Origin of the sequence: Cohnella herbarum, assembly GCF_012849095.1 — a bacterium.
GTDB classification, from domain to species: domain Bacteria; phylum Bacillota; class Bacilli; order Paenibacillales; family Paenibacillaceae; genus Cohnella; species Cohnella herbarum.
This window is the reverse complement of record NZ_CP051680.1, coordinates 8,176,215-8,200,103: the sequence shown is the minus strand read 5'-3', so window position 1 is coordinate 8,200,103 and position 23,889 is coordinate 8,176,215. Positions and strand designations below refer to the sequence as shown.

Genomic DNA, 23,889 nt, shown 5'->3' with positions numbered 1-23,889 from the left:
GTTCCTAAGTCATATGCACATACCTAAACCAGTCCAATTACTCCTGGCATATCTCGTTTCGAAGCTCCTGAGTCATATGATGCACATACCTAGGCCAGTTAGATCTTACTTCAACCATATCTCGATTAAATGTTCCTGAGTCATATGCACATACCTAGGCTAGTCGCATCAGCCTTTATCACACATCGTATAGGTCTTCAGTCGTTGAGTAACTCTTACTCTACAAGGCCGGAGGGATATATGCAGTTTGCTCAGGAGGTAATTTTTGAGTTGCTTGGATAATTTATTTGGATATTTATAGAAAAAATATATTGAAATAAGAACATTTGTTCGTTATAATTAAAATGTAAAACACAAGTTACTAGTTAGGAGGCTCGCATTCATGTTATCCATTCGAGAGTTTATGGAGCTTTTCCCGGATGAACAAGCTTGCCGAAACTTCCTGTTCCCTATCCGCTGGCCTCGCGGGTTTATTTGTACGAAGTGCGGCGAGAGTAAATATAGCGTCATTAGTACAAGAAACTTATACGAATGCGCCAACTGCAAAACTCAAACCTCTTCTACCTCCGGCACGGTTATGCATCGTACGAAGTTACCTCTTAGTTACTGGTTGTTTACTTTCTATTGGGTCGGTTCCGGACAATATTGCTCGGCACGTATGCTTGCCAATACCCTCGACCTGAATTACCGGACAGCGCTTAAATTACTTCATTCCGTGCGGTATGCCATGTTCAAGGCGGAATTTAACGGAATGTTCGCTTTCTGGCAACCCGACAATCCTGAAGCACCAAGCATTCTTAAGAAAGCTAAACTTCGACAACTACAAAAGGCGGATTCTTTTATCCGGGGAAATTATCGTCGAGTCTCCGATAGGCTTAGATACAGATACCACTATGAATACCGGTTCAGAAGCATTAATAGTCATAATCCCTCCACAGCAGTTCAGAAACTCATCACAAGCGGATTTACTACGATCTATACAATTAATGAATATAGAAACATGAAATAGTCAACTGGGTTTTGCCATACTCGTTACGCGGATTTAACGCTACGGCGGTACCGGGTCGATGCGTTGGATTTGGTGCGTGAAGTTTGGTCCGTGGTTAGATAATGCGTTAGGTTAGTACATTGACTTGGTGCATTGGTTTGGTGCGTTGGTTTGGTGCGTTGGTTTGGTGCGTTGGTTTGGTGCGTTGGTTTGGTGCGTTGGTTTGGTGCGTTGGTTTGGTGCGTTGACTGGATATGTTGATTTGGTGGGTACGGGTTGGTACCTAGATTTGCTCATCAGTGGTACTTGGATTTCTGGTAACTGGGGTAAGTGGAGTAGCGAAAGAGTGCGAGCGATCTGAAATAAGAGTAACGGGGGATATGCACCCGCCCGTTACTCCCTGAGCTATTATTGTCTAGCGGCCGCTTTTGGTTTCGGCGAAATGCTGAAGCTGGTCTAAGGCGGCTTGAGGGGTCGTTTGCTCGTAGAGAACGGCATCCCCCATCTTGCGCGCGTAATCCAGGATGCCTTGCCACGCAGGCTCTTGTACCGGATAAAATTTAGCTTTGCTTAATGCGTCCAAATTACTTGTCATCTTGTCGTCGCCCCTCGACAATTGACTCCCTACGATCGTAGTGACGGGAAGAAACCCTTCGCGTTTTACCATTTCTTCATAGTTGGAATCATCGTATAGGAAATCCAAAAACTTGGACAGAGCTTCCTTGTTCGTATGGTCCGTCTTAAAGGAAACGAGAACATCGTGCACGCCGAAGGTAATCGGAGGCGTTCCGTCTTTTACGGGAATCGGTCCTACTCCCCATTCCAGCTCGGGAAATTCCTTCGGAACGACCGTAGAAAAATAGTTACCGGAGATCATCATCCCTAGCTCGCCATTGCCTAATATGCGCTGTTTCTCGTCGCGAGTCGTTACGGTCGGTTCCGGATCCGTCAGCCCTTGGTCGAAAAGATCCTTGAGAAATGTCAGACCTTCGACATTCGATGGCGAATTAATCGTCCAAGCCCCGTCCTTCGTCCATGATCCTCCTGATCCGTAGAAAACATATGACAAATACGCATGCGTCTCGTTGTCGGTCAGATCGACCCCGAACCCATCGGCTTCTCCGGTTTCCTTGATTTTCTTCGCCGCATCCTTCAACTCGGACCAAGTTCTCGGCGGAGAAGATATACCCGCCTTTCGGAACAACGCCTTGTTGTAATACAATTGCCGAACGGTGGCTACGTAAGGGATGGCATATTGCGTATCGTCCATCCGATCCATTTCCAGTAGATTCGGATAAAACTTTTGGGTTAGCTCAGGAGAGATAATATCTCGAAAATCATTGAGAAGGCCGTCTTGGGCGAAATGCGCGTAAACGTTCGTGTTGAGCAAATCCGGCGGTTGATTTTTACTGATCATATTCGTATATATCCCATCAAGAATATCCCAGTTGGCCACCTGGAGTTCAACCTCGATCAGCGGATTCTTAAGTTCAAAGTCCTTAACAAGCTTCTCCAGAAGCGGTTTCGTCTCCGTGCTATACTCGGATGCTAAGAACCGAATCAATGCTTTCTCTTCCTTCGGAGCCGCACTAGGACCCGCATCTGATTTCATGCAAGAGCTAAGCAACATCGGGACAACAATAAGCGCAAGGGCAAACCCTATTCTACGTGCTGGCCACTGACGGACCGGCGACTGACGGACTGGCGTTTGATGGGCTTGCGACTGGCCGGATGGCGTTTGATGGGCTTGCGACTGGCCGGATGGCGTTTGATGGGCTTGCGACTGGCCGGATGGCGTTTGTCGCACTGGCGCTTGCCGGGCTGGCCTTTGGCGTGCTGACGAATGATAGGCTGGCGAACGATAGGCTGAAGTTTGATCGGTTATCGACTGATGGACATGAGCTTGTTCAACTGGTGACTGATGGGCTGGAGTTTGGTTGGACTTCGTTGGCACGGGACTTCGCATCCTTCCAAGAGGAGGTTACTTATTATTATTAATAAACGGGAATAACAGCTTCTGGTTCTCGGGAGTATACATATTCTCTCTCGTAATGACGTTCGATTCGATATATGTAACCGGATCCACCTTGTTCCCGTCTATGAGCTTTAAGGCGGTTTTTACTCCTAAGTACCCCATGTTAAAAGGCTTTTGCACGATGGCCGCCTTTAACGTTCCCGATTCCAGAAGCTGAATCTCGTCGACCGAGCTATCAAAGCCGATCAGTTCAATGACTCCGGCCCACTGCTGTTCCTTCAACAACTTGGCCACTCCGAGCGTTGCCGTTTCGTTTAGAGTGATAATCGTGTTAAAGGGTTTATCGGCGCCTAGCAGTTGCTTAACAATTTCATAGGCTCTATCCTCGGAATTGTTCGCATAAGAAACGCCGATGACGCTGTCTTCGTAACGATTAAGAACTTCCAGCAGACCCGTTAATCGTTCTTCCGATATTTCGGAATTCGGATCATCGCTGATAATGGCTACGGTTGGATGACCTTTCGCTGCGCTCAATGCGGTTTCTCCCGCAAGCCTTCCCGCCTCCGCATGATCGTTGGAAACGATAACGGGCATCGGATTCATGTCGAGCGGAGTGTCAATAACGACTAGTTTTATTCCCGCGCTACGTGCCTTTGCGAGAATAGCGGACATCCGATCGTCCGCAAAAGGCGCAATGACGATCGCTTCCGGTTTCTGTTCGATCGCTTCCTCCAATATGCGAATTTGTTCGTCCGCATCGTTTTCCTGCAGAGGGCCTAACACGTTCAACTCCATGCCTACTTCTTTAGCAGCCGTTTCCGCGCCTTTATTCACCGTTTGCCAGAAATCCATCCTCACGTTTAACGATTTAAGAATGACCGCTATGCTGTTGTCGTGGATGCTGGGACCTCCAAACAACTTAAAATAATACACGGAATAAATAGCTCCAATTAAGATGGCTAAGATGAGCCAGATGGTGAATCGTTGCTTGCGCATGAGGCTGCTCCCTTTACTCGAGTTTGGGAATCGTAATCGTAACGCAAGTACCGACCTCGATCTCGCTGCGGATTTGAATGCCGTATTCATGGCCGAAATAAAGCTTGATCCTTTCGTTGACGTTACGGATTCCGATCCCTTGATTACGAGAATTCTCATCGCCGTTGATCCGAATTTTATCTAACTGCTCCGGAGTCATTCCAAGCCCGTTATCTTCGACTTCGAATACGATTTGATCATTCGATTCCCTGCCGCGGATCGTAATCCGTCCGTCTTCGATCCCATACATATTGCGAATCCCGTGATAAATCGCATTCTCGACGAATGGCTGAAGCAATATTTTTACCGTCTTATAACCAAGAATAGACTCATCGATATCTAGCACGTAATCCAGTTCGTCGGTGTAGCGCATTTTCTGAATCAACAAATAGTTCGTAATATGCTCGAGCTCTACGCGAATCGGCACAAGCTCTTGGTCTTTGGTAATGCTGGCACGGAACAGCTTGGCCAAAGCGGAGGTCATGAGAACGACTTCCTCATGCTGCTTCTGTTCCGCCATCCATACGATCGAATCGAGCGTGTTATAGAGAAAGTGAGGATTAATCTGCGATTGGAGCAGCAACAGCTCGCTCTTGCGTTTGTTCTCTTGGTTATGAATCGTTTCTTCCATCAAAAACTTGGTTCTGCTAACCATTAGGTTAAAGGAACGGCCCAATTGTCCGATCTCGTTCATCTGTCCGATTTCCGTCTGAATATCGAAGTTTCCTTTCTCGACTTGTTTCATGTCCGATTGCAAATCTTTGATCGGCTTCGATAACCGGTGGGACAACCATACGGATATAAGCAATGATATCGTCAATCCGAATAAAGAATAGAGCAGGATGGAATTCCTCAGCTCGTCTTTGCTTGCGATCAAATCATCCGTGTAAGCAACTCCGGCAATTTTCCATCCGAAATTCGTATCCTGAACGGAATAGATCCGTTTGCCATCCCCGTCCTTAGCAACGAAAGAGCTCCCGCTCGAAGCTTGAATAACGTCCGATATTCGTTCCGTTCGTAGTTTACTATCTATTAATTGCTGTTGTGGATGATAGACGATATTCCCGTTATTATCTACGATGAATAGATAACCCTTTTTGCCCAAGTTGATATTGCTGCAAATGTCGTTAATGATGCTCAAGTTCAAATCGACCAAAAATACGCCTTCCGCCTTAATGCCGTCCGTGCTCTTAAGTTCTCTGCTCAGCGATACGACCCAACGATACTCGTTCTGGATAATGTTCTGCACATGCGGAGCGGAAATAACGGATTTACCGCTTGCGCTCTTGGCCGTCTTGTACCAAGCTTGTTCTTCTAATATCGCGTTCGGATTCAAGCTTGTGATTCTTCGATCGGAGACGAAGCGCCCGTTATATCCGAATACCATAATCGAAGCAATATCGTTCCTCGTGTACAGAATCGCTTGAAACAAATCGGAAATTCGTTTCTCGTACGTACGTCGATTTTCCGTGCTGATGAAGCTATTATCCGAAATATAGTATTTGACGTCCTTATTCGTTAACGCGAGCAATGAGATATTTTCCATGTTATCGACGTAGGATTGGATATTCATGTTAACTTGTTTGATGACTTCCTCGATGTAGCCATTAGAATTCCGCTCGACGGCATCTACGGATACTTGGTAACTGACGAGACTCGTCAATACGATGGCGGCTAGTATTAATAGAGAGAACGCTAAAGAAATGTTGGATTGAATGCTCTTAAGTGGAAACAGCGGAATGCGGACAATGCGATCTCTGGGCATCTTAAGCTCCGCTCTCCTTTAACTGTTTTTCACGGTAGTCTTTGGGGGTCGTACCCGTTTGCTTCTTGAACAAAATACTGAAATAGTTCGGATCCTGATAACCGACTTGCTCGGCAATCTCATAAAACTTAAGCGTCGTGTTATGTAACAGCTCTTTGGCCTTCGCGATGCGCACGCCGGTCAAATATTCGATGAACGTTTCCCCCGTATGCTGTTTGAATACGAGACTGAAGTAGCTAGTGCTCATCAGAACGTGACGGCATAAATCCTGCAGCGACATTTTATCGTTCGCGTAATTCGTCTCGATGTACTCGACGGCACGATGAATTTGCATGCTCGTCAAATGGCTGCGGTTGTCCGCAATAGCGGATATAACGGAACGGACCACTTCTTTTAACCACATTTCTACTTCATCCAGCGTCTTGAACTTATAGACATCCATTAATTTATGTTGCCACTCGATAGACTCTTCCACATTCTGAAACAGCTCTTGGATCGGATTCATCAAAGATAGAACAACCTTCTGCATCTGCAAAAAACAACCCTCGATTGGGGCTAAGATCATCTTAAGCTCGGCGACGCCGTTCTCGATCAATTGGAAGGCGTCTTGTACGGAACCCGTTTTTACGGCGGAAACCAGCTTACGGTCCCAATCCAGGTCCAGTTGAAGAGGACTGGATGATTTCCCTTCCATGTCTAATATGCTGAGTACCCGATTCTTGCCTAGCAAAAAACGGTAATCTAAAACGGAAAGGGCACTCTTATAAGAAAGCGGCAACTGCTCGATGTGATCGCACGATCTGCCTATCCCTATCGTTACCGTGAACTTTAGATACTTCTCGATATGATAGCGAACCTGCTCGGCTAGGGAAAATACTTTTTCATAGAGCAGACTTTCGCTCTCCTGCCCGGAAACGATCGCGACCATTCGCTCTTCGCGCGTGCGAAAGAGGAGTACGTCATCTTTCTCCAACGTCTCCTTAAAAATATCGAACGCCGCAAATCGTAAAAATTCGACGTCGTGCTCGTAGGATAGAAGCTCCCGATCTCCGAAATCGTCGATATCGGCGACCAGTACAAGATAGAGCGGAGATATCGGGGGAAGACCGAAATAAGCGAACCGTTCATTGATCTCCGCTCTCTGCAAACCCGTCGCAACGAGGCGTTCCAGGAAACGCTCCTTAAGCAAAGGAAGGCTTTGATTAAGCTGGTTATTCAGCCTGCCCAAATCTTCGCGCCGTTTCGTTTCTTCATCCATCTCCGACCGGACGCGATCGAGCAAAACGCGAATTTCTTTGGCTGTTATCGGCTTGAGGATAAAATCGGACACCTTCAATCGGATCGCTTGCTGCGCGTATTCGAACTCGTCGAATCCCGTTAATATGATCAGCTTGATATAAGGATATTGCGCCGAGATGAGACCGGCCAACTCCAAACCGTCCATGAAAGGCATGCTGATGTCCGATATGACCAATTCCGGCTTATGCTGCTCGACCGCCTCCCAAGCTTCACGACCATTGGCGTAATCCCCTATTAGTTGAAATCCGTGCTCGTTCCAATCGATCGTATTTTTCAATCCGACCCGGACGACCGCCTCGTCGTCGACGATAATGACTTTGTACATCGGATCCCCCCACCGGCACATTAAAGTATAAGCGCTATAACAATAATACAATTATGCATGATATATCCTTCGCTTTAAAGATTAATTATTCGATTACCTTGCCAAGTCCGGCGGAAGCGAATAGAGGAGTATCCTCACCCTATGTGGAATAGGGAAAAGTAGAATGACTTGAAAGAAGGATCAACTATGACTATTTATATAAAATTCATCCGACATCTCTTCTTCAACTACATTGTCGGTTCCGCCATTGCCGTGTTGGGCGTGGGAGGACTGTTTATTTTCTCATCGTTGCAAATTCCCTTAAACGAAACTTGGGGGTTGGCCGGAATTTTATTTTTCTCGTTGCTCATCATGATTAGTTGCGAATGGATCGTGCTCTCTCGGCAACTTTTGCCCATTCGAAGACTATTTAACCCAGATAATCTCACTCTCGACGAAATGAAAGCAAGTTACCTGCAAACTCATCGTTTCCCCATACTTGCCGTTCGAAGGATTTTCGGACCTCATCTGTTAGGATTGTCCGTCCCCGGTATAAGCTTGACGTATTTCTCCATCCATATGGGATGGTTAGACATTCCTTACTACTATATTGGGCTTGCTTCCGTCGGAGCACTGCTTATCGCGTCTTTGCATGCGATGATCGAGTTTTTCTTAAACGTTAACACGATTCGGCCGATGCTTATCTACATCCATCGAATCGCGAAAGAACGATATGGAGAAGATTTATCGTTGGATGGCCTTGTGCTCGTATCCATTCAAAGAAAATTCCAGCTTAGCGCATTCTTAATTGGAACATTCCCTTTGTTCTTATTCGCTCTTGCAGGCCAAATCCGACTCCATAACCTCTCGGGCGAGAATAGCCTCGAATACTGGAAATGGGCGGCCATCATACTCGTTATCGGCATTCTTTTCTCGTCGTTAGGCGCATGGCTACTCACGCGAGATATCCAATCGCCGATTCGAAACTTGTATGAATTAATGGGTGGGGTCAGAGAAGGAAACTTCGACAATCGAGCACCGGATCTTTACTCGGACGAATTCTCCAAGCTGGTAGCCGGCTTTAATCACATGCTCGATGGGCTTAAGATGAGAGAAACATTAAATGCTCAACTGCTGCAGAGCTATTTTACGACGTTGGCCGCCGCTCTTGACGCAAGGGATCCTTATACGGCCGGACATTCCGAGAGGGTCGCGAAATATTCAGTCGAGATCGGCAAGCTAGCGAGAATGGACGCCGCAAACTTGGATATTTTACGAAAGACCGCTTTATTACACGATATCGGGAAAATCGGGGTTAGGGATGCCGTTCTGCTTAAGGAAGGGAAACTAACGGACGAAGAATTCGACATCATCAAGCTTCACCCCGTCCTCGGAGAAAAAATACTGCTGCAAATCGAACCCGCTAACGCGATGTCCGATTTATTGCCGGGAGTGAGATCCCATCATGAACAGTATAACGGCAGAGGGTACCCCGATGGTCTGATCGGCGAGGATATCCCTTATATGGGCAGAGTAATCGCGATTGCCGATGCATTCGATGCGATGACGTCGGATCGCCCATACCGTAAAGGGATGACAGCCGAACGTGCGCTCGGCATATTAGAATCGGGACGAGGGGATCAGTGGGATCCCGTTCTGACGGGATTGTTCATCGATTGGGCGAGAAAAGAGTCCTCTATTAACGAAGAAAAAGGGAGTTTGCCTCTGCCGATTGCTACTGAACAAAGCAAATAGTTAGGGAAATTAATCAAAGAGCCATCATAGTCGTCCTTACGGACAATTGTGATGGCTCCTTGCGTTATTTCAACAATATCGCCGTTCGGCTATGACCTTCTTTGGTTTTACTGACTTCAAGTACGGCTGGAAAAGCTTGTTTCAGTTCCTGAACGTGGGAGATAACGCCGATCATTCGACCAGATCTCTGAAGATCGATTAACGTGGCGATCGCTTTATTCAATGAATCCTCGTCGAGCGATCCGAAGCCTTCGTCTATGAACATCATTTCGATGGAGACGCCGCCTTGGTAGGCTTGAATAACATCGGTCATCCCTAAAGCCAAACAAAGCGAAGCGTTGAATTTCTCCCCGCCGGACATCGACTTGACGTCGCGGTTCTGACCCGTGTACGCATCGTACACGTCCAGCCCCAGGCCGCTTTGCTTGCCTCTCGTCTCCAGTCGGTCGCTACGCTCCAGCTTAAACTGTCCGTTGGACAAGTCGTTTAACCTTGCGTTCGCGGCATGCAGAATTTGCTCCAGAAACTCGATCAGAATATAACGCTCGAACGAAATTTTCAGCGCGTTGTCGCCTTTTAGCATCTGATAAATATCCGACACTTGCTGCTGCCGCAGCTCCAGCTCCCGGAATTGCTCGGCGGCTTTCTCTATTGCGGTATACAGGCGTTGGGCTTCCTGCTTGTAGCTTAGGACGGTATGAAGCTCTGTTGTCAGTTGCTCCGATTGTTCCTTCAGCTTCGCGATCGTCTCTTGCAACCGATCGGGAATCGGGCGCGTCTTTCCGACCAGTTCCCGTTCAAGTTCGGCGATCTGAAGGAGCAGCGCCGAATGGGCGGATTTGAATTCCTCGACGAGTCGCTTCATATTGTTCCGATCAGCTTCGGACAGCTTCGCGGCGACATAATCTTCCGTTGACGCAAACCCGGATTTAGATAGTTCCTCGTTATATTTCCGTTGGGTATTCTCGTGGTGAGTCGTTGCCTCTTCGAGTTGCGCGATCGCCTGAACGACGTTCGTCTTCTCCTCTATTAGAAGCGCCTGAGTGTTCTGTAACCCTCGCTGCGCCTCTTGCCATGATGCATTCAGTCTATTCACGTTGTTCGTCTGCTCCCCGATGCGAACCGATAGCATCGCCGGAGATCTTAATTGTTCGGGAATCCGGTTTAACTCATTATCGAGAACGGATTGCTTGGCGCTTCTATCCATGGATAGCCTATGCTGCTCGCCAATGGACTGCTCGCGTTCGATCTGAAGTTTGTCCAGCTGAACATCAAGATTATCGCTGTTCTGTCTATATGCAAGAACGGCTTCCGTCACCTTCTTCAAGCGGTCGGTTTCCGCGCGGAGAAGTTTTCCTTCCGACTCGGCAATAGAGAGTTGCACCTCGAAAGGCTGTCCGGTTATTCCGTATTCCCCGATTAGACTCTCCCTCTCGGTTTTACCGCTGCTAGCCGCAGCCGCTTGCGCTTTCGCTTCGTTCAGTTCGTTCTCCGCTTGCCGAAGATTATCTTTGGCAGCTTGCAGCCCTTGTCTCGAAGGGACGTCGGCTACGGCAATCGCTTTATCCGGATGCTCTTCGCTGCCGCATACCGGACAAGGCTTGCCGTCGTGCAAATGCGCGGCCAAGAGTCCGGCTTGCCCTTCCAGCCACAGCGTCTCAAGCCGATCGTGCTCGTCTCTGAGCTGCCGGGCGATCCGTTCCCGCTCCGCCTCGTGCTTCGAAACCTCCGCGATCCGCTTGTCCAGATCCGCCAATTCCTTAAGCAGCTTATACTTGCTCTTCATGTGCTCGTACTGCTGCAGCTTGTCCGGAAGCAACGCCGCTTCCGTCTCCGCCGACTTCAGCTGCTCGGCCTTGCTGCGCTTCTCCTCGCGAAGGGCGCCAAGCCGCTGCTCGATCGCCTCGCGCTTGGCCGCCATCGCGCGCTCTTCCGCGGCCAGCCGCTCGACCGCGACCCTGCGCTCTTCGAGCGTCTGCACGATCGGCTTAAGCTCGGCCAGCCGAGCAAGCTCCCGATCGGCCTCTTTCCGCTCCGCGTCGCGCGCTTCCTCGCCGCGAAACCGTTGCTCCGCGACGGCATGGCCGCGCTCCGCCGCCGCCGCGTCCAGAAGCTTGCGCTCATGCAGCGCTCGCTTCTGTTCCACCACCCGAGTCGCCGCTATCGCTTGCTCCTCGTAAGGCTCGATCCTGGCGGCAAGCTCCGCCAGCCGAACAACCCGCTCGCTCTCGGCAAGCTCCGCTTTCCGAGCTTCCATCCCCTCGGCTTGCGCTCGTTTGTCCGCAAGCTGCGCGAACCGGCCCTCCAGCGCCAAAGCCTCGCGAAGCGCGGCTTCCTGCGCTTGCAGCCGTTCGTTTACCGCGGCTTTGCCATGCTCGATCTCCGCTGCCTGACCCTCGTAGTAGCCGATCTCCTGGACTAAGCCTTCCGTCACCTGCGCCATGCTGCTGTATTCTTGCCGAAGCGTCGTCGCAAGCAAACTGTCTTCCCGTTGCGGCAACGATTCTTGAGCTTGCTTCGCGTAAACGTCTTGCAGCGCTTTCGCTTGCTTCAATGAATCCTGAAGCTCCCGATGCATACTCTGGAAACGGTCCTCGAGCTTCTGATACAAGCCCGTGCGGAAAATCCGGCGCAAAATCTCCTCCTTATTTTCCGTATCGGACGTTAGCAGCTTGCGGAATTCTCCTTGCGGCAGCATAACGATCTGGCTGAATTGCTCTCGCGTCAACCCGATGACCGTCTCCATCTTCATATTGACGTCCGACACGGTAAACCGATCGATGCACGGCACTTCCGTTCCGGAGGTCGTCTCGTATAACTCGGCTTTGCCGCCCGTTTCGCTCTTGTTCCCGCCTCTGCGATGCGCCATCTGGCGGAACACCCGATAAGTCCGTTTACCTACGGAAAAACGATAGTCGACCGACGTATGTACTTCATCTTCGGCAAAATGACTTCTGAGCATCCGCGGCTCCGCTCGATCCTCTCCGCTCGCGCTCCCGTACAAAGCGAAGCAAATCGCATCGAAAATCGTCGTCTTGCCCGCCCCCGTGTTGCCGGAGATGACGAACAATCGCCGATCCTCCAACAGACCGAAATCGATCGTCTCCGTGTCGCGATAAGGACCGAATGCCGTCATGCTTAATCGAATCGGCTTCATACGGCTCCCCCCTCTTCGCGCAGCACTTCCGCGTAAATATCCGCGAACAGCTTCCGCTTGTCCTCCGCGAGCGGAATGCCTTTCACTTCCTGGTAAAACGCCGCGAACAGCGTAACCGGATCGGCTTCGCGCCTTGCCGTGCCGTTCGCCGCATCTGCCGTGTCCGCGCCCGTTCCGATCGTCGTTACTTTACGTTCCACATGGAGCGCGTTCGGATAAACGGCTCGTACTTTTTCCATCGGAAACAGCACCGGGTTATCGTTCAGCAGCGTGACGAACACGTAATCCTCGTTCACCGGATGTTGCTCGATCTCCTCGATCGGAGCAATGACCCGTCGCATGTCGCGGCGCGGCTTCAGCTCTCTTTTCTCAACGGTAACGGTTCCCGCTCCATCGATCTCGACGATCAGAAATCCTTTGTTATGCGTTTCTTCCGATATCGAGTACTTAAGCGGCGAACCGGAATACCGAATCGTCTCGTCCGATACGTAGTGAGCCTGATGCAAGTGGCCTAGCGCCGTATAATGAAAAGCTTTGAAATACTCGGAATGCACGTATTCCGCTCCGCCGATGGACAGCGGCCGCTCCGATTGGCTCGTGTTTTCTTCCGGCCGAGCGCCCGGCGTGACGAAAGCATGTCCAACGAACACATGCCTTGCCGACGGATCCATCGAAGCGCCTATCCGATCGACGATCGCTTTCATCGCGTCGTCGTGGGAACGAATGTCCTCGTCTTCGTATGTATAGCGAACTTGCGCGGGATCGGCGTACGGCACAAGGTGGAAATGGACTTCGCCGAAGGTATCTCGAAGCACGACCGGTTTAAGCGACGGCTTGAGCTGGCCCGCCAAATGCAGCCCTCTCGCTTCCATGATCGCCGTTCCGAAGTTTAGACGATCCGGACTATCATGGTTACCTGAAATCGCTAGGAGCGGAGTGTTCAACCCGATTACGATTTGCTGAAATAGCTCGTCCAACAAGTCGACGGCCTCGGTCGGAGGAATCGCTCGATCGTAGAGGTCTCCGGCAATGACGACGGCATCCGGCCGCTCCTTCTCTACCGTCTCTAAGAGTTGTTGCAGCACGTAACGTTGATCCTCCGTCATGTAGACGCCCTGAACGAGCTTGCCCAGATGCCAATCCGCAGTATGTATAAATTTCATGAGGCGATTTCCCCCTAAACCTTCAAGAAATGCAAACTACTTTTATTCTAATCTATCATCGGCACGAATGGGAGTCTCAGTTCCCTATCGGAAACGATAGATTGCTGGAAATCCTAGATTCATTCTGACGACTTTATTCCTATTGTCAGCTTTTCTTTGCTTTTTGCTAAAGCTTTCTTCGCACTCTTCTCGCGTCGCTCAGCATAAATCTCATGAAGCCACTGTTTAACAGGCGCTTTCCATAGCTGATTTTTGGCTGGTATATTTTTGATGAGACTTAGCGGGTTGAGTCCCATCTCTTTAGCCATACGAATATCCTCTTCGTTTAATCTACATTTCAACTTCGCTTCTTTCCACTGCTCAGCTTTCTTATCTTTATTAGCCATTTCGTAGATCCCCTTACACACCGTTTTATCCATTGTACCACCTGTATCACCTTGTCCGCGATATCCGTACACATCGTTTGAACGTACTTGAATATATTGAGTAATGCACATCCTTTAAAAAATAAAGCGATAGGGGGTTGCCCATGAATCATCCCTCGTTTATTTTGTCCAGAGAAGATTGGTCGCTTCACCGCAAAGGCTACCAGGACCAAGCACGCCATCAACAGAAAGTCCGAGACGCAATCAAGCAGAATTTGCCCGATCTCATTTCCGAAGAAAATATCGTTATGTCCGATGGGCGCCAGATCATCAAGATTCCGATTCGCAGTCTCGATGAATACCACTTCGTGTACAACACGAATAAGAAAAAGCATGTCGGTCAAGGCAACGGGGATAGCCAAGTCGGGGACGTTCTCGGTGTCGATCCGACACCCGCCGGGGGCAAAGGGGAAGGCGCGGGTTCCGAGCCCGGCGACGATGTCGTCGAAGCCGAAATTTCCATCGCGGAGCTAGAGACGATGCTGTTCGAAGAGCTGGAATTGCCTTATTTGAAGAAAAAAGACAAACAACAAATCGAAGTGAAAGACGTTCGGTTCACCGACGTTCGGCGTAAAGGCATCATGTCCAACATCGACAAGAAACGGACGATACTCGAAAATCTGCGCCGTAATTCAAGAGAAGGCAAATCCGAGATCGGCGGAATCAGCCCGGACGATCTCCGCTTTAAGACATGGGAGGAAATCGTGAAGCCGCAGAACAACGCGGTTATTTTGGCGATGATGGATACGTCCGGCTCGATGGGCTCCTTCGAAAAATATTGCGCGCGCTCGTTCTTCTTCTGGATGTCGCGCTTCTTGAGGCGTCAGTACGAAAAGGTCGACATCGTGTTTATCGCGCACCATACGGAAGCGAAAGAGGTCACGGAGGAAGAGTTCTTCACCCGAGGCGAGAGCGGAGGCACGATCTGCTCGTCTGCCTATGTCAAAGCGTTGGAAATTATCGACTCGCGGTATCCGCCGTCGCTGTACAATATCTATCCGTTCCATTTCTCGGACGGAGACAATTTGACGAGCGACAACGAGCGTTGCGTGCGGCTGATCAAGGAGCTGCTCGAGCGGTCGAATATTTTCGGCTACGGGGAAGTGAATCAATATAACCGAAGCAGTACACTCATGTCGGCATACAAGCATCTTGAGCATCAGCAATTCCTCTATTATGTGATTAAGGAGAAGGGCGAAATTTACAACGCGCTCAAGACGTTTTTCCGGAAACGGGACGCCGTGTAATAAATAGCAAAGACAAGACAGGAGACCTTCTCTGCGCGAAGGTCTCCTGTCTGTTCTTTCTGTGCTTGCGGGATTTAATAACCACTCATTGGTTTCTTACTCCGAACGGTACGTATACCGAAGGCGCGATTCTTGCCACACCAATGCTAGAGCGTATCTAACATTGGTGGTGCAGTACACTGAGAGCAAGGGTTAATAAATTTACTTTGCCAATGACTTGATCAGCCGCATAAGCGTCACAGCCGCCTCTCCGCGATTCGCTGTATCGTTCGGCGCGAATGCGTTGCCGCTCCGTCCGCTCACGATTCCGCTTTCCACTGCAGCCGTAACATACCCTTTGGCCCATTTCGGTATAATCCTATCGTCCACAAACGAAGTAGCTTCACCGGTTTGAAGAGGCATCCGAAGAGCCCGGACGATCATCGCCGTCATCTCTGCCCGGGTAATGCTCTCGCCCGGACGGAAGCTTCCATCCTCATAGCCGCTAATAATTCCAGCTCGAACGGCATCGGCAACCGCTTGTCGCGCCCAGCTCCCGATTTGTTCTCCGTCCGAGAAAGACAACTGCCCAGGCGCATCATTCGCTCCTCCCAGCGCCCTCATCAGCATAACGGCGAATTCCTGGCGGGTGACAGCACGATCAGGACGAAAGCTGTTGTCGGGATAACCGCTAATGATTCCATTCGCAAAAGCCTCGGAAATATGTCCTTCAGCCCAATGGCCTTGAATATCGTTGAATTTCGTACTCGGCTGTTGATCTTTCACCCCAAACAGGGCAAGCGTGCCAAAATGGTCTAGAGCCGTGGAAACAAGGCCATCCGTCACCGTGCTTTCGATTCCAACCCAACCCAATTGCTCATCAAGCCTGAACAGGGCCGCGCGGTAGCCTTCCGCTAGCTTGTCGGTGTCGAATCTTATCGACACGATCGCCGGCTTCTGCAATCGAAGATCGGGATTCAACGTTATCGTGAAAGCCGAGCTTAATGGCACAGCGCCGTCTTTGGCCGTTTGAATGGCGCTCTTCTTAATCGTCGCGCGCAGTTCTCGATCCGAAGCGTCTGCAGGAACGTTGATGCTGATCTCTTTCCCCAAAGCCACAACTCCTGAAGCTCTTGCCGGGATGACTACAGTTGTCATGTTCTCATTCGAAATGGCGGGGAGGCTGCCGCTGCCGTTGCCACTGCCGTTGCCACTGCCGTTGCCACTGCCGTTGCCACTACCGCTGCCACTAGGCGTATTCGTTATGAATGGCAATGTTGTTGCGCTTGACGACAGATTGCCCCACTGATCCTCCGCCGCGAAATACACGATATAGGCGTTGGATGCCGTCAGCCCTGTCAGACTAAATTTCTCATCCGTATTCGCTGCTATCGACCGGCTTCCAAAAAAGCCCGCAGACAGCAAATGGCCGGAAGCGTCTGTCCCTGCCTTAATCTGCGACGCTTGAGGAGCTGCAGAGTCTTTCGGCAATACTGCGTAATAAACAATGCCGGGTTCGTTCAAGCTAACGAGCACTTCAGCGGTATTGTTGCCAATCCCTCCTGTCTTCGGATAGCTTGTCGCAAACGATGGGGCGGTCAGATCTACTTCTATCTGTTTCGATTGCGACTGCTCCACATTGCCGGCAACGTCCTCGCTCCAAGCTTTTAACGTAAATATGCCATCGCTTTGAAAATCAACCGTCGTGCCGGTTTGAACCGTACCCTTATCGATCTGGTAATAGGTCATCTTCACGTCGGATAGCGTATCGACAGCGGACAAGGTTACACGCGCATGGCTGTTTGGCACGATGACAGGCGCCGAAATCGTTGTTACGGGCGCAGTGCGATCAATCTTAATCCCGTCCGCCGTCGCGGTTGCGCTGTTGCCCGCCTTGTCTTTAACCGTTGCCGTTGCGGACAGATTGTCCCCCTCTCCCGTAAGGAGTCGGCTGCCGGGAATCGTAAGCGGATCGATGCCCGAACCGCTGTCATACACACTCCAACTGACGGTCACATCGTCGTTGAACCATCCAGCCGCATTCGGCTGTGGAGTAGTTGACCATGTCATCGTCGGCGCTATCGTGTCTTTTACGACTTGGACACTATATGTTTTCGACTCCGAACAATCTCCTTTCATCACTTTAAATTCTATCGGGTTTATTCCTTCATTGACGCTAATGGTATAAGGTACTCCGCTCGCTGCTGCTTTTCCGTTTATTTCAAGATAGGAGTCCGCAGGCGTTTCCATCGTTGGGGTGAGAGTGAAGGTTGTCGCCTGTGGAAGCACGATGAGCAAGTATTTCAGATGAACAGGATCACTTTCGGTACGCAAGACATTGTCGACCTTCGTTATGCTGCTCAAGCTGGACGTTGCCCTTGCAGGGTCGCCTTTACTCATATACAGCTTTAATTTCATATTGTCATTTTCCGCTTGCGTTCTGCCATCTTTGTCTACAAAAAAGATCCCATCCTCATAAACCGGATTAGAAACTCCCAGCATGGTTACGAGACTGCTGCCGCCGGATCGATAGACTTTTACCGCATAATTCCGACCGGAGACGATCGAGACGGGAGCGGAAAATTGAATCGTCTTCCATCCGGTTCCGTTGACCAAGCTGCTTGCTTGACCTATGATCGTTCCAGCCGACGAATGTCCATCGCTAAGGGATAATAGATCGATCCCGATAATGCTGTCCGTATTATCAGCCAGAAAAATATCCAGCGCAATGATTTCTGATGAATGTTTGGCTGTAAAAGTTTGAATCAAACTATCAAAATAGGCAAGATTTAAACTGGAATAGGTAATATTCGACTGATCTCCAATGGCGATGCATGGATTCGGTTGAGCAGCGAGTGCCGTTGCCCTATGCCCCGGGATCACGGTCAATAAGACGGTCAGGATCAATACCCAAGACGTTATTGCTGCTATTTTCTTCTTAGCTAGGCTCATATTTTATCTCCTTTTACTTAATCATGAATGGGATCTCAGCGATTTCTCCTCTTAGAAGACGAATACAGCTATGTTAGCATAGAAGTTATACTAATTATGTAATCGCCGTTACAAGCTTAGAAATTAAAAATCCCCTCCGGTACCAACGTTTAAGTCCATGCGCAAATAATGACTCTTAATTTAGCTCAGGAAAATGAATAGCACGAGGTTTCATCTTCCGAGACGACCAATTTGACCGTTACACGCGATCAATTGAGCAAACTTCTCATCCAAACGGTCATTTTGACTGTCTGGACACTTGTAATTGGCATAATTGCCCCGAAATGTAAGTTGAGACGGTCAATCAATCTTTAATAAGTTTGGCGCTTCCCTCAGAGCTAACAAGATATAGTTGCCCAGAGATTTGAAAAAGAAAGAGCTATTGGAGTTCTCCAATAGCTCTTTCTAGTGTTAGCGCAATCGTTCCAACGCCATTAGAACGGCGCCCAATGCGGCGTCTCTCTTCGCCGGAAAAACGTCTAAATCCGGATAATCCCGTTTCAACAAACCGATCAACTCGGACCTCACGAACCCGTTATTGAGCAAGACGCTCCCGGCCAGCGCGAGATTGCCGCTTCTTAAACCCAGCTTTTCCGCGACGGGAAAAACCAATTCGCGCAAGGACGCAGCGCTCTTGCAAGCGATGGCGAGCGCAGCCTCGTCGCCTAGCGCGCAAGCTTCCGACAACAAAGGGGCCAAAGCGGCAATGTCCTTCTTGTTGGTCCGCTTATCGTGCACGAAGCCGATGAGTTCTCGGACCGTATTAATCCCCAACCGTTCGAACACGAGTCCGGTTATCGCGGTTGGCGGTATCCTGCCGTCGTTAGCCTTAGCGACGGCTGAGGCGAGCTCCCGGCCGATGCTGTAGCCGCTGCCCTCGTCATCGATGAGATACCCGCAGCCGCCGGCGCGATGAGTCACGCCGGATTCGTTCATCCCGTAACAGATCGATCCGGTGCCGGCGATCAGAATGATGCCGTGCGGGCTATCCAACGCGCCGCGCAGCGCCGTTTCATGATCTCCCGTAACGATGATTCCACCCTTGTAACCGCACTCTCGCGCAAGGGATGTCAGTCGGGAAACGACCGCCGGATTGCTGACGCCAGCCGCACCGATGCACAATTCCGCGCAATGGTCTAACCCGCCGCAAACCCGGTTGATCGTCTCGAACATCTCCTCGAAGCTGCGGCGGATGCTTTCTTCGTCCTGTCCGTTATAATTAATCGGCCCGGAACTAAAGGCATGTACCTCCGTACCCTGCTCGTCGGCGATAAGCACCGCAGTTTTCGTTCCGCCGCCATCCATTCCGGCTACGTATCTCATCCACTGGTCACTTCCTTATCCGAGCAATTGCTCATCCTCGACCTCTTCATTAATAAAGATGAAAGCTCATTTTAAGCTTCGCGAACGCTTCGCTTTCCGCCCGAAAATTATCCAGCATTGCCGGTACGTCTGCCGGTTCTGAGTCCCGATACAACCGATCGCCTCCCAACAAATCGATGAAAGGCCTGCTATTCTCCTTGACCGGCGGCAGGAAAGCAAACTCCTCGCAGTTCTGCTTGATCGTGTACATCAGATGAATTCCCGTCTCCAGGGCGCGAACGGCTCGCGCATCCGTAACGTGAACTTGAACGCCTCGGCATAGCTCGCCATGAAACTTGGAGAAGGTCGGCTTGAAAAAGACGGGACGAAAAATAACTCCGGGCAACTTCTTGCGGTTCATCTCGTCCGACAGCCGCTGCGCGTCGATGAAAGGCGCTCCTATCATTTCGAATGGCGAGGTCGTTCCCCTTCCTTCCGATAGATTCGTGCCTTCGAACAAGCAGGTGCCCGAATATAGCAGAGCCGATTCAAACCGCGGAAGCCCCATGGACGGCTGCACCCAAATGCGGCCGGTATCGGGGAACAGCATGTTCCTTTCCCAGCCTTCGCACCGGACGACGCTCAGTTTTCCGTTCCAGCCCATTTGATCGTTAGCCATCGTCGCCACTTCGCCTGCCGTCAGCCCATATCGTACGGTTAGCGGATAGTTGCCGACGAACGAGCGGTAGCCGGACTTAAGAATATTACCTTCGACGGTCATCCCGTCCAACGGATTGATCCGATCGAGTACGACAAAATCCTTGCCCGCGTTCGCGCAGTCTTCCAAGGCGTAGAGCATTGTGTATATAAAAGTATAATACCTGACCCCGACGTCCTGAATGTCGTATACGACCACGTCCACCGTATCCAGCATCTCCGGCGTAAGCCGCTTGGAATCTTGACGGTACAAGCTGTATACGGGTACGCCCGTGATCGGATCCAAGTAAGTGTCCACGAGCGCGCCCGCCTTCTGATCTCCGCGCACGCCGTGCTCGGGAGAGAACAAAGCGGTTAAATTGTACTTTTCTTGCAGAGTTTGAATCGTGGATACGAAGTCGGAGCTTAAGCCGGTCGGCGACGTAATGAGTCCCAGACGCTTCCCTTCGAAGAGATGGCCGTAATTGGAAATGCAGTCGATGCCGTTTCGGATCGTCATGGCGACTTGGCTCCTCTACCATTCTGTTTTAAGCATGCGCATATTTTCTTTCAATATTAGGAATAGGAATGTTTTCGCTTATGAAGTCATTAGTACGATATTTTGCCTAAAACCGTTGGCCGCCTCGCCCCCGTCACGTTCGGCAGATTGTTCGGCCGTCCGGTCAACGCGTAATCGGCAAGCAAAGCGAAGGCGATCGCCTCCTTGGCGTCGCTGTTCAGTCCGACGTCTTCCTGGGTCAGTACCTTAACGCCCATCGGTTCAAATTCCTGCACGATGTACGTCATCAGCACGGGATTATAGCTTCCTCCGCCGCCGACGATCATCGTATCCGCCGGACTGCGATCCCGAATATAGCGGCGATAACCTTCGCCGATCGACCAAGCCGTAAGCTTCGTTACCGTAGCGATAAGATCGTTAGAAGACAACCTGTGTTCTTGTCCGTAACGAAGCAACCCATCGACGTAGGAGGAGCCGAATAGCTCTCTACCTGTTGATTTCGGCAACGGTAGCTTATAATATTCTTCTTGCTGCAATCGTTCCAGCAAGCCGGAATGAACGTTTCCCTCTCGGGCGATCTCCCCGCCCGAATCCATCGTTCGTCCGGGATATAGACGCGCTACCGCTCCGTCGATCAGCATATTTCCCGGGCCGGTATCGAACGCGTATACTTCGTCAGGAGATCCGTTAGCAGGGAGCACCGTTATGTTGCCGATCCCGCCGATATTTTGCAGCAGTAAGGTACGATCCCGCTCGCGGTAAAGCAAATATTCCGTAAAAGGAACGAGCGGCGCTCCTTGCCCGCCTACGGCCATATCGGCCGGGCGAAAGTCGGAAACGCAAGGGATGCCCGTTCTTGCAGCGATAACGGATCCTTCGCCGATCTGTACCGTATAGCGCAAGTCGAGATCTTCCCAGGGATGAGCTTCCGGAGAATGATAGATCGTCTGACCGTGCGAACCGATCACCGCGATGTCTTCGGGAACAAGATCGGCTTTGGCGATCACGGATAGCGCAGCCTTCGCATACAGTTCGCCTAGCAAGACGTTCATGCGTCCTACCCGGTCTACCGTGGCCATCTTCGGATCGAATAAGGAGAAAATCTCTTCCCGTACCGCTTCCGGATAACTCTTATTCTCGAAGGCAAGCAATCTGGTTTCCGGCCGCTCTCCGGCAGCTCCATCGATGATCTCTATCGCCGCGGCGTCAATTCCGTCCACGGAAGTTCCCGACATCAAGCCCACGGCATAACGACGATTATTGATAGGCTTATTCGCGCTCATTTTTTCACCGCTCTCAACTGTATATTCTGAGGTTAATCTTATTCCGGCGACGACAAATTCGTCAACAATTTCTGAAATAAAGTTTCAAAAAACATCGTTGACCTTTGAAATAAAAGTATGTTATCATCCGATTAAGCGCTTACAGTAACATGAATTTGTACCGATTTACAAGTATTAATCCACTGGAAGCCGTCTCGTCAAACCTGCTTTTCCATTAAAATCAGGGAGGTCATCACAAGTATGTTCAAGAAAAAAAGCGCATTCCTAGCTCTCTCGTTCGTCATGTTAACGTCTTCGCTCGTCGCTTGCAGCTCCAAGAATAACAACGGCGAATCCGCTTCGCCGTCGCCAAGCGCAAGCGCGAGTTCAAGCTCGCAGGCGTCGACGACGCCGGAAAACGCGGAAAAACCGCTTAAGTTCTCCCTTTTTTACTCCGACAACGCGACGCTGCCATTCAAAGAGGATTGGCTGGTCGTCCAAGAGGTCGAGAAACGCTTCAACGTCGACATCGATTTCGAAGTCATTCCGATCGCCGATTACCAGACCAAAGTTTCTCTCGCCCTGAACACCGGCAACAACGCTCCGGACGTCATCCTTTACCAATCCACCAAGGGGGAGAACGCTTCGCTGGCTTTGAACGGCGCTATCGTTCCGATCAGCGATTACTCCGATTGGACGCCTAACTTTAACGCCAAGGTTGCGGAATTCGGCCTGGAGAAGGATCTTGCAGATCTCAATCTGAAGGATGGCAAACGTTACTACCTTCCTTCGCTTTTCGATAAGCCGTTCTACGACGGTGGCCTGATCTTGAGACAGGATTTGCTGGCCAAATACGGGCTTCAAGCACCGAAAACGTTCGACGATCTGTACAACGTGCTGAAAAAATTCAAAGCGGAAAACCCGGATTCCTACCCGCTCACGATTCTCGCCGGCCCTCGCGTACTGTACCGTATGACGATGCCTTCCTTCGGCATCAGCGTCGGCAAGAACGGCGCCGACGGCTCCCGGACGCTGAGCTGGGATTACGAGAAGCAAACTTACTTCCCGGGCGCCATCAGCGACCAGTACAAAGAATACATGAAGTTCTTCTCCAAGCTGTACGCGGAAGGCTTGCTGGATCCCGAGATGGCCGATCCGATCGATGGAGACAAGTGGTCCACGAAGCTGGCCACCGGCAAATCGTTCGCTTCCTATGCTTATTACGACCAAATCGGCGGCGTGGAAGGCGCGGCGACGGAAGCCGGATTCGACCTGCAAATGTTTCCGCCGCTTGAAGGTCCTGCCGGAGCGCACCATCAACAGAAGAGCAGAACCGGTGCCGGCGTTATGTTCCCTAAGAAAACGGCGGACCGCGCGGACTTCGAGCAATTGGTCAAGAAAATCGACGAAATCTTCTTCTCCGAAGAGGGCTCGAAAATTTGGGGTCTCGGCGCAGAAGGCGTAACCTACACGATGGATGGCGACAAAATCAAATACGCCGACGAGATTGTCAACTCCCCTAACGGCATCTACAAGACGATGCAGTTGAACTACGGAGCGGGTTCCGACGTTACCCAATTGGTATGGGTCAACGCGCGGGAAATGACGAAGTACGATGAAAATTACAGCCAGATCAACGCCACGGTCGCCGCGATGAAGGATCCGATCCAGGCGATTCCTCCGACGCCGATGTTCGACGACATGACGGCAGAAGAAGCGGCTTCCCTTCAGACGCCTCTGTACGATACGTTCGAAGTGTGGGCAGACGGCTTCTTGACCGGCAAGAAAAGCTTGGACAAAGATTGGGATAAGTACGTGAAAGAAATGCAAATGCTGCAAATCGATCGCTTCACCCAGATGTACAACGACAACTTGAAAAAATAAGCGATTCCGGAAGTTCCAATGACTTGAATAAGGACCTGCCAGGAAAAATGAAGTCACGGGTTGACCGACATTTTGACGGCAGGTCTTTGTCCTACGGAGACTCGCGCTCTCCGATCTCTCTAACAAAGCGAAGAAGGTGATG

15 protein-coding genes are annotated in these 23,889 nt (G+C 50.5%); 4 read left to right on the top strand and 11 right to left on the bottom strand.

The window, feature by feature from the left end; translation table 11 throughout:
• The first annotated feature begins 382 nt into the window (after positions 1-382).
• Complete coding sequence (locus tag HH215_RS34415) at positions 383-1,009, top strand: transposase (protein WP_169284032.1); 627 nt, start codon at positions 383-385, stop codon at positions 1,007-1,009.
• 394 nt (positions 1,010-1,403) lie between these two features.
• On the opposite strand, the gene HH215_RS34410 is transcribed toward HH215_RS34415, so the two are convergent.
• The 4 genes from HH215_RS34410 to HH215_RS34395 are packed head-to-tail and all read right to left on the bottom strand — an operon-like array spanning position 1,404 to position 7,387.
• Complete coding sequence (locus HH215_RS34410) at positions 1,404-2,942, bottom strand: extracellular solute-binding protein (RefSeq protein ID WP_169284031.1); 1,539 nt, start codon at positions 2,940-2,942, stop codon at positions 1,404-1,406.
• A 27-nt stretch (positions 2,943-2,969) separates the two neighbouring features.
• Positions 2,970-3,959, bottom strand: coding sequence for a substrate-binding domain-containing protein (locus tag HH215_RS34405; protein WP_169284030.1), 990 nt, complete (start codon positions 3,957-3,959; stop codon positions 2,970-2,972).
• Positions 3,960-3,972: 13 nt separating this feature from the next.
• Positions 3,973-5,763, bottom strand: a complete 1,791-nt coding sequence (locus HH215_RS34400; RefSeq protein WP_169284029.1) for a cache domain-containing sensor histidine kinase — start codon at positions 5,761-5,763, stop codon at positions 3,973-3,975.
• A gap of 1 nt (position 5,764) precedes the next feature.
• A complete protein-coding gene (locus HH215_RS34395) occupies positions 5,765-7,387 on the bottom strand; it encodes a response regulator (protein WP_169284028.1) in 1,623 nt (540 codons plus the stop codon).
• 186 nt (positions 7,388-7,573) lie between these two features.
• On the opposite strand from HH215_RS34395, the gene HH215_RS34390 reads away from it, so the two are divergent.
• The gene (locus HH215_RS34390; protein ID WP_169284027.1) at positions 7,574-9,121 is read left to right on the top strand and encodes an HD domain-containing phosphohydrolase; all 1,548 of its coding nucleotides are present in this window, start codon (positions 7,574-7,576) and stop codon (positions 9,119-9,121) included.
• Positions 9,122-9,185: 64 nt separating this feature from the next.
• Here the strand turns inward: HH215_RS34390 and HH215_RS34385 are convergent, their stop codons facing one another.
• The 3 genes from HH215_RS34385 to HH215_RS34375 all read right to left on the bottom strand — a co-directional run bounded on the left by HH215_RS34385 (position 9,186) and on the right by HH215_RS34375 (position 13,827).
• Complete coding sequence (locus tag HH215_RS34385) at positions 9,186-12,278, bottom strand: AAA family ATPase (protein ID WP_169284026.1); 3,093 nt, start codon at positions 12,276-12,278, stop codon at positions 9,186-9,188.
• On the bottom strand, positions 12,275-13,441 hold the full coding sequence (locus HH215_RS34380) for an exonuclease SbcCD subunit D (protein ID WP_169284025.1): 1,167 nt from the start codon (positions 13,439-13,441) through the stop codon (positions 12,275-12,277). The genes HH215_RS34385 and HH215_RS34380 overlap by 4 nt, the downstream gene beginning before the upstream one ends.
• 119 nt (positions 13,442-13,560) lie before the next feature.
• Complete coding sequence (locus HH215_RS34375; protein ID WP_169284024.1) at positions 13,561-13,827, bottom strand: hypothetical protein; 267 nt, start codon at positions 13,825-13,827, stop codon at positions 13,561-13,563.
• 143 nt (positions 13,828-13,970) lie between these two features.
• Here HH215_RS34375 and yhbH point away from each other — a divergent pair, with 143 nt between their 5' ends.
• On the top strand, positions 13,971-15,113 hold the full coding sequence (yhbH, locus tag HH215_RS34370) for a sporulation protein YhbH (protein WP_169284023.1): 1,143 nt from the start codon (positions 13,971-13,973) through the stop codon (positions 15,111-15,113).
• A 201-nt stretch (positions 15,114-15,314) separates the two neighbouring features.
• Here yhbH and HH215_RS34365 read toward each other — a convergent pair whose 3' ends face one another.
• From HH215_RS34365 to HH215_RS34350, 4 genes are all read right to left on the bottom strand, one after another.
• Positions 15,315-18,044, bottom strand: coding sequence for an S-layer homology domain-containing protein (locus tag HH215_RS34365; RefSeq protein ID WP_169284022.1), 2,730 nt, complete (start codon positions 18,042-18,044; stop codon positions 15,315-15,317).
• Positions 18,045-18,494: 450 nt separating this feature from the next.
• The gene (locus HH215_RS34360; protein WP_169284021.1) at positions 18,495-19,406 is read right to left on the bottom strand and encodes an N-acetylglucosamine kinase; all 912 of its coding nucleotides are present in this window, start codon (positions 19,404-19,406) and stop codon (positions 18,495-18,497) included.
• 49 nt (positions 19,407-19,455) lie between these two features.
• Positions 19,456-20,601, bottom strand: coding sequence for an exo-beta-N-acetylmuramidase NamZ family protein (locus HH215_RS34355; protein WP_169284020.1), 1,146 nt, complete (start codon positions 20,599-20,601; stop codon positions 19,456-19,458).
• A gap of 89 nt (positions 20,602-20,690) precedes the next feature.
• Positions 20,691-21,884, bottom strand: a complete 1,194-nt coding sequence (locus HH215_RS34350; protein ID WP_169284019.1) for an anhydro-N-acetylmuramic acid kinase — start codon at positions 21,882-21,884, stop codon at positions 20,691-20,693.
• Between the two features lie 240 nt (positions 21,885-22,124).
• Here HH215_RS34350 and HH215_RS34345 point away from each other — a divergent pair, with 240 nt between their 5' ends.
• Positions 22,125-23,747 carry an extracellular solute-binding protein gene (locus HH215_RS34345; protein WP_169284018.1) on the top strand — a complete coding sequence of 541 codons (1,623 nt, stop codon included), beginning with the start codon at positions 22,125-22,127 and terminating at the stop codon, positions 23,745-23,747.
• Positions 23,748-23,889 lie beyond the last annotated feature (142 nt).